8 protein-coding genes and 2 pseudogenes are annotated in these 11,455 nt (G+C 57.1%); 5 read left to right on the top strand and 5 right to left on the bottom strand.

Annotation, left to right across the window (positions count from 1 at the left end):
• Window positions 1-40 precede the first annotated feature (40 nt).
• Window positions 41-544, bottom strand: coding sequence for a hypothetical protein (locus tag ABIB90_RS41270; RefSeq protein WP_354202941.1), 504 nt, complete (start codon window positions 542-544; stop codon window positions 41-43).
• Between the two features lie 1,368 nt (window positions 545-1,912).
• Here ABIB90_RS41270 and ABIB90_RS41265 point away from each other — a divergent pair.
• Both ABIB90_RS41265 and ABIB90_RS41260 read left to right on the top strand, forming a co-directional pair.
• Window positions 1,913-2,422, top strand: coding sequence for a hypothetical protein (locus ABIB90_RS41265; RefSeq protein WP_354202940.1), 510 nt, complete (start codon window positions 1,913-1,915; stop codon window positions 2,420-2,422).
• 518 nt (window positions 2,423-2,940) lie between these two features.
• Window positions 2,941-3,493: pseudogene (locus ABIB90_RS41260) on the top strand (LabA-like NYN domain-containing protein).
• 779 nt (window positions 3,494-4,272) lie between these two features.
• Here the strand turns inward: ABIB90_RS41260 and ABIB90_RS41255 are convergent.
• Window positions 4,273-4,836, bottom strand: coding sequence for a hemerythrin domain-containing protein (locus tag ABIB90_RS41255; RefSeq protein WP_354202939.1), 564 nt, complete (start codon window positions 4,834-4,836; stop codon window positions 4,273-4,275).
• An 887-nt stretch (window positions 4,837-5,723) separates the two neighbouring features.
• On the opposite strand from ABIB90_RS41255, the gene ABIB90_RS41250 reads away from it, so the two are divergent.
• A complete protein-coding gene (locus tag ABIB90_RS41250) occupies window positions 5,724-7,268 on the top strand; it encodes an MHYT domain-containing protein (RefSeq protein WP_354202938.1) in 1,545 nt (514 codons plus the stop codon).
• A 163-nt stretch (window positions 7,269-7,431) separates the two neighbouring features.
• Here ABIB90_RS41250 and ABIB90_RS41245 read toward each other — a convergent pair whose 3' ends face one another.
• Window positions 7,432-7,665 (bottom strand): hypothetical protein, encoded by a 234-nt coding sequence (locus ABIB90_RS41245; protein ID WP_354202937.1) that lies wholly within the window; start codon window positions 7,663-7,665, stop codon window positions 7,432-7,434.
• A 368-nt stretch (window positions 7,666-8,033) separates the two neighbouring features.
• On the bottom strand, window positions 8,034-8,972 hold the full coding sequence (locus ABIB90_RS41240; RefSeq protein ID WP_354202936.1) for a metallophosphoesterase: 939 nt from the start codon (window positions 8,970-8,972) through the stop codon (window positions 8,034-8,036).
• Window positions 8,973-9,283: 311 nt separating this feature from the next.
• Here ABIB90_RS41240 and ABIB90_RS41235 point away from each other — a divergent pair, with 311 nt between their 5' ends.
• Window positions 9,284-9,772 carry a cytidylyltransferase family protein gene (locus ABIB90_RS41235; protein ID WP_354202935.1) on the top strand — a complete coding sequence of 163 codons (489 nt, stop codon included), beginning with the start codon at window positions 9,284-9,286 and terminating at the stop codon, window positions 9,770-9,772.
• A gap of 7 nt (window positions 9,773-9,779) precedes the next feature.
• Here the strand turns inward: ABIB90_RS41235 and ABIB90_RS41230 are convergent, their stop codons facing one another.
• Window positions 9,780-10,718 carry a metallophosphoesterase gene (locus ABIB90_RS41230; RefSeq protein WP_354202934.1) on the bottom strand — a complete coding sequence of 313 codons (939 nt, stop codon included), beginning with the start codon at window positions 10,716-10,718 and terminating at the stop codon, window positions 9,780-9,782.
• 626 nt (window positions 10,719-11,344) lie between these two features.
• On the opposite strand from ABIB90_RS41230, the pseudogene ABIB90_RS41225 reads away from it, so the two are divergent.
• A pseudogene (locus ABIB90_RS41225) lies at window positions 11,345-11,455 on the top strand (LabA-like NYN domain-containing protein); the annotation flags it as partial.

Genomic DNA, 11,455 nt, shown 5'->3' with positions numbered 1-11,455 from the left:
GTCTGCCATCACAAGGTGTCCACCTATTTTGGTGGACACCTCATGCATCAGAGCACTCAAAAGCAAAAGGTGCAGGGAAATTCGCGCTTACGATACTTGAGCCATCCAAAACGCTTCGGAGCTTGAGGAGCGTTGCCCTGAGACTCTCGTTTTCAAAGTACAGAGATGGAGGAATCTCTGAAACGTCAGTTGCCTTCGAGGCTAATGCGAGATGGGAGAGATGAACCGCAACAACGGATGACGTCCGGCTTTTGAACCGATTCCAGCCCTCTACGAAAGATCCGGCCGGCACGAACGTTAATGTGTCTTGAATATCAAGTAGGGTCGAACGGATTCTTCCGTCAATGATCGTCTCACCATCGGCTCGGAGAAAGTCGTGCAACGCCAGATAAGCAGCGTCGGCCTTTACTCTGTACTCCAGCTCTGTTGGCCGGATCTGGACAAGCTCGGCAGTCAACCAGGACCAAGTGACGCGTTTAACGATGTAAGGATCACGCGCGTCAGGGCGCCGCTTCTCCCATTCAATTTCGCCGAACGGCTTCAAACTTTTGCTCCAAAGCGTTAGCGGTCCAATTGGAGTGTTTGGCCGTTTTCAATTTGCGAGGGATCGTCAATCGTCCAAAAGAACATACGCTCTTGGGGAAGATCGCGACCTCAACTTCAGTCGCAAGCTATTTCAGACGTTCAAACGCGGTGGAGTATTTGGCATATCGACTGGTAATTCGGGAACACCCAAAATTGCTGGAAATGCTACGAATTGCTTCGCACATGCTTCAACTGCGACGCGCGACTCCGACAACTTGCCCTTAGTTACAAATATTGCGCAAAGCGTCAGAGCAAGGCTGATTTGCGTTTGCGGCAGGGGAGCGTTTAGCTGCGTGCCAGTTTGTTCGCACATCTCTCATTTGGTCTCAAACATAGCTTCGCCCCGTCTCGAACACGAAGAAAGAATTGCATGGGTTCGACCCGTACAATCCGCGCGCTTGAATCGGCTTTGGGAGCCGAGCTTGATGCAAATCGTCCCGAACAAGTTACGGCCGCAGGACGGAAGTCACGGGAGGCAATCCGGGCAGCACGATCATATTTTCTGAACGATAATGCCGTCGACGTACTGGATCGCCATCTGCTAGTAGGAGTGCAGAAGCGGCTCATTGCCGCCTCGACCTTTCAGCAAAGCCTCAATTGGATGCCGGCCAGCGCTCGATAGTGTCGGGACGCGTCGTTTGTGGCCGCTCTGAGCGACGACGCAAGAAGCTTGATGCGGGTTTCCCTCCCAGCCGCCAGATTCAGAGGACCATTGCCGTCGACCGGACTGCGATAGTGCAACGCCATGAATCGAAAAGCCTCCCGTTTCGGGAAGATTTTTGAATGTGATAGGCCGGCTCAGATTTCCGTTTGGCGCCGAGACTGCCGATCATCATCGCGCGCTGGTACACTCAGAATTGTGGGTCTTGGTACATTGGTACAGCCCGACGCTTGGGCTAGGCAGACAAGAAGGAAGGAAACGATGCGCATCCTAAAGACAATGCTCACAGCAGCCCTTGGGTAGTCGTAGCCGCGGCGGTCGCCGCCGCTCAGGATGAGAGCGCGAGCTATACCGATCGCACGATCAAGATCATCGTTCCGTTCGCCGCCGGAAGGACGACAGACGTCCTGGCCTGAATAGTCAGACAGGGACTGACCGCTGAGTGGGGGTAGCCAGTTATCACACAGAACCGCGGCGGGGCTGGTGCAACGCTCGGCGCTGACATGGTCGCAAAATCACTCCCGACGGCTACACCTTGTTGATGGGCGAGACACATCACGGCATCGCTCAGAGTTTCTTATACCGGGCCGCCTTATGACTTCGGACGCGACGTCTCGCCTATAACCGTCATCGCCGTGCTGCCAATGTGGTCGTGTCAACTCCAAGGTGCCAGCTAGGACCTTCGATCGAGTCATTGATCTAGCAAAACAGAAGCCTCGCAGCTTGAACTACGGCACCGCCGGAGCCGGCACCGCGCATCAACTCATCGTCGAGATATTCAAGTTGAAGACGGAAACCGATGTCGTTCACATGGTCCGTGCACCAGTCCTTGAACGTCGAGCGGAATCCGGGCGGCAAGGCGTCCTTGCCCTGCCCGGCTTGGGCTGGACACAGAGGGCTCACCCGGCCCCTGAGCCCCGGTCGCGCTATCTACCACCCCAGCCGGCGGCGCTGCTGCGGCCTCTGCTGCCACACGCAGGCTCTCCGATCTCAAGCCGCGGTTCATCTGCTGGCTTGGGAACGCCGCACCATCCTGCGCCACTCCGTTGCGCTCAGGACCGTATGGCGTCAATCGCGTGGGCGATCAGGATTGCGACCCTGACCGCGATGATGATGACTAGCAGCCAAGTGATCACGTCGTCTCCATCCATGCCATGGAGTGAACGCCCTCAATAGCGCACAGTCAAAAACAACCAGCCGAAAGGCTTAACTTCGGCGTTGAGCTGAGCATTCAACGCAACTCTTGCGTCCGGATTCGGTCCTATCGCCGGATGGGCCCGCCATCCAAGTTGTGTTGCCGTGATCTGAAAGCGCAATTCCGGCGTCGGATTAATTACCGGCCTGCAGCGAGTTTGCGGCTTCCAGACGCTTTTGCAACGTATTTATCTGGCTGGAAGCATATCCAACGGCAGCATCCTTTGTTTAATGCCTTCTTGTACTCGGCGATGTCCTTTTGGACAGGAGACGTTACAGATCCGACAGACCAACTGCCGGCTCATGTCGGAGTTTCGAGCCGTGGTACCATTTGAAAATAGTTGAAGCTTAAAGCATCCATCTGTACTCTAAGATCTTCTCTAGCGACCTATCTAGAATGCGACCGACATATCCGTGTCGCCGTCCGCCAATCTTTCCAGTTCAATCTGCGGTGTTTCACGGAAAGCGTGAACTGAACGTCACCTTCCTCTCCCAACAGGATTGCGCTCTTCATCGACGGAGCCAATCTCTATGCGACCACCAAGACGCTCGGCTTCGATATAGATTACAAATGCCTGCGGAGCGAATTTCAGAGCCGCGGTACGCTTCTGCGCGCGTTCTACTACACTCACTATCCAGGACCAAGAGTTCTCCTCGATCCGTCCGCTGATCGACTGGCTTGACTATAACGGCTTCACCGTCGTCACCAAGCCGACCAAGGAGTACGTTGACACCGGCGGCCGGCGCAAGGTCAAGGGCAACATGGATATTGGGCTCGCGGTCAATGCCATGGAGCTCGCCGAGCACATCGACCAAATGGTGCTGTTCTCCGGTGACGGCGACTTCCGGTCGCTCGTGGAGGCGGTACAGCGCCGCGGCGTTCAAGTCACCGTCATCTCCACGATCGCGAGCCAGCCGCCGATGATCGCCGACGAGCTGCGCCGCCAGGCCGACGTGTTCACCGATCTCATCGAGCTCCAAGCCAAGATCGGCCGCGATCCCTCCGAACGCCCGCCCCCTCGCGAGCGCGAGCCGCGCTATCGCGCGCAGTAGCTCCGAGAACGTGAGACGGTCGCGGGGCCGAAGGGAAATGGTAGCGTTCTCGAGAATTGATCCCGAGCGAGAATGAGGATCCTTAGCGAATAAGCCCGGCATTTGCGCCGGGCTGATCGCAAGTAAGCTTTGCGTGCTCGCAATGGAGTGATTGGAGAAGAGTCTCCGCTGTCAGTCGGTTCGGATTGTAACGTTGGACGCCGGCTCGCGCGACTTTGCACGGGCGTGTTGCTGACCGGTCACGCTCCTAAGCTAAGCCTAACCCCGCAGGCATCGGCCTTGATGCCCCGGACCTGCTCGATCCGAAGCGGAGCGATCCGTCTGCAGACCCAAGTAGCATTCGAAAGCGATGTGAAGCCCAAAGCGAAAATAGTTCCCGCTCAGACGGACTTATCGGAGCGCCAGTCGGCGGCCGATCGCCAAAATTAATTCTATCTCATAATGATGATGACTCTGTCGCGATAATAAACAATAAATTGGGGAAAACAGAAGCAGGCAGTTTGCGATGGAAGCTATGCGCCGCTTTCGCGCGATGGCGTTGCTATGCCGACAGGCTGCCGCGCGTGATGCTGAGAGAAGCTGGAAGCTGTTCGCAGAGGCAGAGTACTGGGAGCATCTGGCGGCTACAGCTCTCGCTCGCTAAGCGCACGGAGTGGTAGCGATTACTCGATTGTCATGTGTTATCGGTGGTTCTTAATTCATGTTATTCCTTCGTCGGGTTGAGCCACTTACAGTCCCCAGCGTCGCGCGGCACAATGCATTGCGCGACGCCGTAGCGATTACTTACGCTCCGCGTCAGCCTCTTGCTCAAGCCGCAAAATATGTGCGCGCAGCGTGTCAAACCGCTCCTCGGCAACGTCGCTGAATAGCGGGTCGTTGTGACTCGTCGCGGCTGAAGCGATCTCAGTCCAATCGTGAGGCTCGAGAACCTTAACTGCCACTGGAAAAAAATCGCGATCTTCCATCCTCATGTGACGGCGCTCGTGCGCGATAAAATCCCGAATGATAAGATCCACATCTTCGCGCAGAATGCCACGTTTCGCGAGAACGCTGTCGACCGCCTGAGCGACGCGGCGTAAAAGTTGGGCCCCTTTCTGGTGTTCGCGAGCTAGATCGCCGACCTTCGCAGCAGCGGCTGGATCTCGTGCCCTCAGCTTGGCAAATACCAAGTCTTCCTGGGGATGATGATAAACTTCTGGATAGACTTCGAAGTAACTGATAACCGCTTGAATGACCTCGTAGTCAGCACGGTCGCCGCGGTCGAATACCTCGAGCTCCCGCTCGAGGATGGCCAGCAGCTTCTCAATGTTGAGATGCTCTTGGGATAAGCGCTCTATGATCATGGCAGAGCTCCATAAACGGATCTCAATATAGTCTATGGTCGAGTGTCAGCATTTGCGACAGATCAATCCGAGACAATGCGATTTTAAGATCGCGCAACTCGTGCGGACCATGCTCGCGATTGCCTAGCCGCAATTTAGACCCATATTCTGAATTGCAGATGCGTGTGAAACGGGAAAGCCGCGGTCTGCGATGGCGGATTGCGTCCCAAAACTGCCACGCCCCTCCCCGTACCGGCCTACAGCATGCCCTCACACGCATCGCTTCACGCCTTGCGGCGATGCCGCGTTGGATCGCGCGGGCGGTTTGTGAAAGCCAAGATGCAACTCGGCCGAGGCCAAGCACTCGTTTAGCGTTGCCACATGAGCAACCTCCTTTGTCGATTTTCTCTATTTGAACAGGGAAGAATAGGCCGCATGCAGCGGCTTCACGGCACTACGCCGGAAAAAGCTCGCCGGGATCGAACCGGCCTCTCTTGCGCGTCAGATCGGCCGCATCGTTGAGCCTGTACTAACGTAAGAGATCGGGGGACGTGCGAGCGTACATGCCTAGGCGTGTACGACGTCAGCTTCCGAGGCTAAGTCGGAAGTTGCCGCTCTTACGGTCATCGAAGGCTTGTGACCCGACTCGGATATCCGACAGAGGGTTCTGGCGGCTGGTGGTGGCCCATCGAACCAGTGCCGCCGCCGACCGGGCAGACAGCGCGCCTCGCTTGAGACAGCTTCGCTGCCGAACTATCGTTGCCCTTGAGAGAACCGAGACCTCGCTGCATCATGCCGCCAACTGCCCTTGCGTCGCGCAATCGTAGGAGCGGGCATCCGGGGAATGCCGGTTGTGATGCATCGGGTGGTGCCTCCCTCGTCTCTGCTCCAAAATGGGGAAGATCCCGATGATTGTTACCGCAACATACGATCCCTCTCTCGTTGCCCTGTCTATCCTGGTCGCTGGCTTCGCGTCTTACACCGCCCTGGATCTCGGCGAACGCGTGGCGCTGCCCCAAGGACCCACGCACCACATACCCACGCAGCGCGTACCCACGCACCCGATCTGGCTGGCGGCGGCCGCACTCACCATGGGAGGCGGCATATGGTCGATGCACTTCGTCGCCATGCTCGCCTTCGAGCTGCCGATGCCGGTGTCTTACGATGTCGGCTTGACTGTCTTTTCGCTCGTGCTGGCGATCCTGGGCACGAGCGGCAGCTTCTACGTCATCAGTAGCCCGGGCGCATGGCGCCCCCGCGTCGTGCTCAGCGGCGTCTTCATGGGGCTCGGCATCCTCGCCATGCACTACACGGGCATGGCCGCCATGCGTGGGCCCGTCCAATTGAGCTACGACCCCCTGTGGTTCGCGCTTTCCGTCATCGTCGCGATCGGCGCGGCGACGGCGGCGCTGTGGCTGGCGTTCGGAACCGGGGGCGCTGGGCAGAAGCTCGCCGCCGCCATCATCATGGGCGTCGCCATATCCGGCATGCACTACACCGGGATGCGGGCGGCCATTTGTAGCGCTCCCGCCACGATCGGGGACACCCACGTGGATGCGACCCTCGATCGGACCCCCTTGGCGGTGGGGATCGCCGGCTTCGTGCTCGTCGATCTGGCGGCCCTGTTCGCCTCCGTGGCCAAGCGCAAGCGCGCCGCGGAGGCCCTGCGTCAGACGCAGGCGGATCTTGCCCACGTCCAACGGGTCACCGCCATGGGAGAGCTGGCGGCCTCGATTACACATGAAGTCATGCAGCCGCTCGGGGCGGGAATGAACAATGCCGGGGCGGCCTTGCGCTGGCTGGATGGCCAGCCGCCAAATCTGGACAAGGCCCGGGAGGCGCTTGGTCGTACCGTCGAAAACGAAAAGCGTGCGGCCGACATCATCGGCCGCATCCGTGCCCTCATCAAGAAGGAGCCTCCGCGCAAAGATGCCTTGGAGGTCAACGACGCGGTCGTTGAGGTCATTGCCCTGACCCGTGGCGAAGCGATGAAAAACAATGTCTCGGTGCAGACGCAACTCGCGGAGGGCTTGCCGCCCATCCAAGGAGATCGAGTCCAACTGCAGCAAGTGCTTCTTAACTTGATCATCAACGCCGTCCAAGCGATGAGCGGTGTCAGCGAAGGGTCGCGCGGGTTGCTGATCGGCACTGGGAAAGATGCATCGGGCGGAGTGCTCGTCGCCGTGCAGGATTCTGGCCCGGGACTGAAACCGGAGAGTTTTGAACACCTGTTCGACTCATTCTACACCACCAAGCCCGGCGGCATGGGCATGGGGCTATCGATCTGCCGTTCGATTGTCGAAGCTCACGGGGGACGCATATGGGCCACCCCAAACGCCGGACCAGGCATCACCGTGCAATTCACTTTGCCGATTCAAGCCACGGCATCCGCGACCGACGGCGTGATCTTCAATACTATTCAGAAATTCTCCCCCGCCACCGGCAATAGATGATGAAGGTCGGGCACTCCGAGAAGTCTGGTTCTGTGCGTCGGCTCAAAGCAGTTGGACGTCGGCCGCCGCCGAGGTCTGCTTCTGGGCCCAGGGCCGACGTGCATCCTTGTCGGCCTTGACCCAGTGGCAGGGGCAAACCGGACGCGCATTTATAGTACGCGCTCTAAGCCGCAGCCCTCTGTCCGTCCCCCAGAGCGGCGTTCAGCGCAGCGACCGCCGCCCGAACCTCCTTCGCGGCCATGCGCGTCGCGGACTGCCCGCCAAATCCCAAAAACTCACCAATCTCCGCCAGTGTGCTGTTGGCGCGGCCGCGCAGCGTCGCAGGGATATCGATGTCGAGCGCCTTCACCTTCGAGAACATCGGGATGCTACCGGTCTTCAACCCGGAGGTCTGCAATGGGTGGTCCTTAGCTGAGCGCTTAGCGTACGTGGGCAGATTGCGAGTTGAATGACAGCGCCCACGTTCATCGCACTCCCGTGCCGTGGAGGAGCTGTTCACGGATCCAAACCTCACATCGGCCTATGACTTGCTAGATCACTCCGATTCGAAAACGGCGTCAGCGTGGGAAAGCAAGAAAGACTTCGAAACGAAATGTCAGGTAGCACGTTGCCATTCTCCCCGTCACTGGCGCCATAGGGCCGGTTTAGAAGGAAGTCTCGATTGCCGAGAGCGCCTCGGGTGTTGGGGTATTTTTCGTCGGCGAGCTACTCCCGCCCGACTTTTGTTTCAGGCTCGTGTACGTGATGAACCGCATTAGGTCAGCGTCAGCCGCGGCGTAAATTGTGCAAGGTAATTTCCGGCGGGCAATTGAGGCGCACGGGAACGACGCTCGAGCCCGCACCAACGGAAGTATAGCCGGTCATATCTCTGTACTGCCAAGGCCCAGCCCCCATCCGCCTTGGCAGCACCGCCTCAAGCTTGATGGGAATGGATCCGGGGAGACAAATCTGACCGCCGTGGGTGTGTCCGCTCAGCATCAGATCAAAGTTGGCATGCGCAGCCTGACGATAGACCTCCGGTGTGTGAGACAACAAGATCGAGAACTCACCGCGGGGTATCGAGAGAGCGGCCTTTTCGATGTTGTCCACTCTGAAGAAATGTGCATCGTCGATTCCCGCCAGATAGATCCGCTGGTCCTTGCGAACGATTGTTTCGCATTCATTGAGCAGCACGCGAATGCCCATAGCTTCGAGCCCGGGGACCATTCGAATCGTATCGTGGTTGCCGAGCACCGCATAGATTGGCTGTTTCAGATGAGTTGCCACTCGCGCGACACCATCCAGTGCGGGCTGGAACGGCCCAACAGTCCGCCCCCGATAATCGCCAGTTAGGACACACACATCGTACTGCATGCTGCCAACCAGCTCGATGAGTCTGTTCATGGCAACTTCATTCATATCCACGTGAAGGTCGCTAACGTGGAGAATGGTGAAGCCCTCAAAGAGCGGCGGTAATGTCTTGAACCTCATTTCGTTTCGTTTGACGAGAATGCGTTCTGCATTCTGTCGTGCACGCCAGTAAAGCCCCGTTGCCTTCAGAACATTTCGAATGATCCACTCGGCCCAAGATGAGTTTTCAAGGTGAAAAAATGTGAGGCCCTGGCCAAATACCTGAGCTTCGTGATCTCTCTCAATCCCCAATCGCTGCCGGGCATGGAGCGGCCCGAGACGGATCTCGAGCTTGCGCAGAATGTCTTCGTCCACCAGCTAGTCCTTTTGAACGGCCTTCGGGTAGATATAGCGTATTCTCATGAGGCCAAGGTCAACCCGACAGTGGTTAATTCCCACGCATCCACTAAATATCGCGTTGGGTCATTTGGCTCGTGCACTGCAGCAAACTGCATCGCTATTCGATCACGTCGGCGCGGCCGAGCAGCGACAGCGACTTCAGGTTATGGATGAGGCACGACCGGGGGCCTTGAATGACCGGCGCAAGACGTCCCGCTGAAGGGCGCCCACAATGGTCAATGAAGATCGAACTACCGTCGGATGCAACTATAAGCTAACCTGAAGAAATGCAATTTCTGCATATTCTGCAATTATTGGTTTTAATGACGTTGGCGAACGGCACACCGATCGTTGCAAAGAAGATTTTTGGCCCACGTTTTTCCTTTCCGGTGGATGCCGGCATCGTATTGTTTGATGGGAGGCCGTTGTTTGGGCCATCGAAAACTATCCGCGGTATTTTGATTTCAGTCATCATCACGACAGCAAGCGCTCCGCTTATCGGTCTGGATCCGACGATCGGTGCAATCGTAGCGGGCGCGGCTATGGCGGGCGATTTGTTCTCCAGCTTCCTGAAGCGCCGCCTAAAGTATCCGCCGAGCAGCCAGTCACTCGGGCTCGATCAGATTCCCGAATCCCTATTTCCGATGCTGGCATGCCGCGACGCTCTTTCATTGACGATCGCAGACATAGCGCTTGGCGTCGGGGTCTTTTTTATTGGCGCGCTAATTCTGTCTCGTTTTCTATTCCGAGCCAACCTGCGCGACGAACCATATTAGCCCGCCGTTAGCCCGAACGAAGCCGGTGCAGGGTGATTTCTGGCGGACAGTTGAGACGAACAGGAACGACGCTCGATCCAGCACCCACAGAGGTGTAGCCAGCCATGTCGTGATACTGCCAAGCTCCTGCCCCCATCCGTCGAGGCAAGTCTGCATCAAGTATGATCGGAATAGATCCTGGCAGACAGATCTGCCCACCGTGCGTATGCCCGCTCAGCAACAAATTAAAATCGGCATGAGCCGCCTGACGATAAATCTCCGGTGTGTGTGACAATAAAATAGAGAACTCGCCATACGGGATCTGCAACGCAGCTTTTTCGATATCGTCGGCCTTGAAGTAGTGGGCGTCATCGATCCCGGCTAGATAGATTTGCTGATCGCCGCGCACAATCGCCTCGCTCTCGTTGAACAGCATACGTATTCCCATGGCTTCCAACCCCGGAACCATTTGGATGGTATCGTGGTCGCCCAGAACCCCATAAACGGGCTCCTTTAGATGAGCTCGCACTCGTGCGACGCCGTTCAAGGTTGCCTCGAACGGTCCAAAGTTCTTCCCCCGATAGTCGCCGGTTAGAACACATAGATCGTAGCGCATGTCGCCGACGAGTTCGATCAAGCGCTGCATGGCAGCTTCATTCATGTCCACATGCATGTCGCTAAGGTGGAGTATGGTGAAGCCGTCGAAAAGCGGTGGCAACGCCTTGAACGTAACATCATTGCGCTTGACGAATATGCTTCCTGTATTTCGGCGTCCGCGCCAGTAGAGACCGGTCAGTTTAAGTGCATTTCGAATGACAGAATGGACTGGATACCAGTTCCTTATGTGAAAAGAGAGGAGCCCCCGGCCGAAGATTTGTGCCTCGTGGTCCGTCTCGATACCCAATCGCTGTCTCGCATGGAGCGGTCCGAGACGCTCCTCCAGTTTGCGCAAGATCACTTCGTCCATGGAACAACTTCCTCCGAAATCGGCTCGACCTTCCATGGAGGTGCGGTTACCGGCGCACACGTTGCATTTACCTTGAGCATGCCTCGGTTGATATAGTCACCGAGTTGCAAAAGTCGGGGCTCTCCATTCCCCGGCAACAGACATCGCCAATTCATAAACCATCAGCTCCGGTCCGCGTTGGTTTACCAGATCCCCTAAGCTTTCTCGTCCGCGAGCATGCAATGGTGGCTGCAGATCGGGGACAAATCCCGACAGGGAGCGTCAGGGTCAGGCCGCATCCCGCTATCTCGGGAAGGCAATGCCTACAAAAACAACGCCACAAAGGCCAAAACGCAAGAAGTCAAAAGTGACCTCGTTGCCGTCCTCCGCGGCATCGATGCTATCGGTGGCCACGCAAAACCTGATTAATAAGTCGCAGTATCCGCCGTCTCGGGCACAGTTCTGCTCGGGCTTCTTGCTGCCAGGCATTTTTGACGAGCAGCATTCGCGTATGCGTGAATCCCCTTTTCAACCGCCTAGCGCACCTCGTCCATGGCAACTATGCTACAACCACCTTTCATATTTAGTCTTCAGCGACGCATTTCTTCCCCACTCTCATTCCTCAGAAAGTACCTCCGAAAGCAAAAATGGCCTCCACTACAAACAAGATCGCGCTCTTCATCGATGGAGCCAATCTCTACGCGACGGCGAAAACTCTGGGCTTCGACATCGATTACAAGCGCCTGCTGAAGGAGTTT

Source organism: Bradyrhizobium sp. JR4.1 (assembly GCF_040548605.1).
In the GTDB taxonomy this organism is placed as follows: domain Bacteria; phylum Pseudomonadota; class Alphaproteobacteria; order Rhizobiales; family Xanthobacteraceae; genus Bradyrhizobium; species Bradyrhizobium canariense.
Note: the sequence above shows the minus strand (reverse complement) of the source record. Positions and strands in the feature narration are given on the sequence as shown.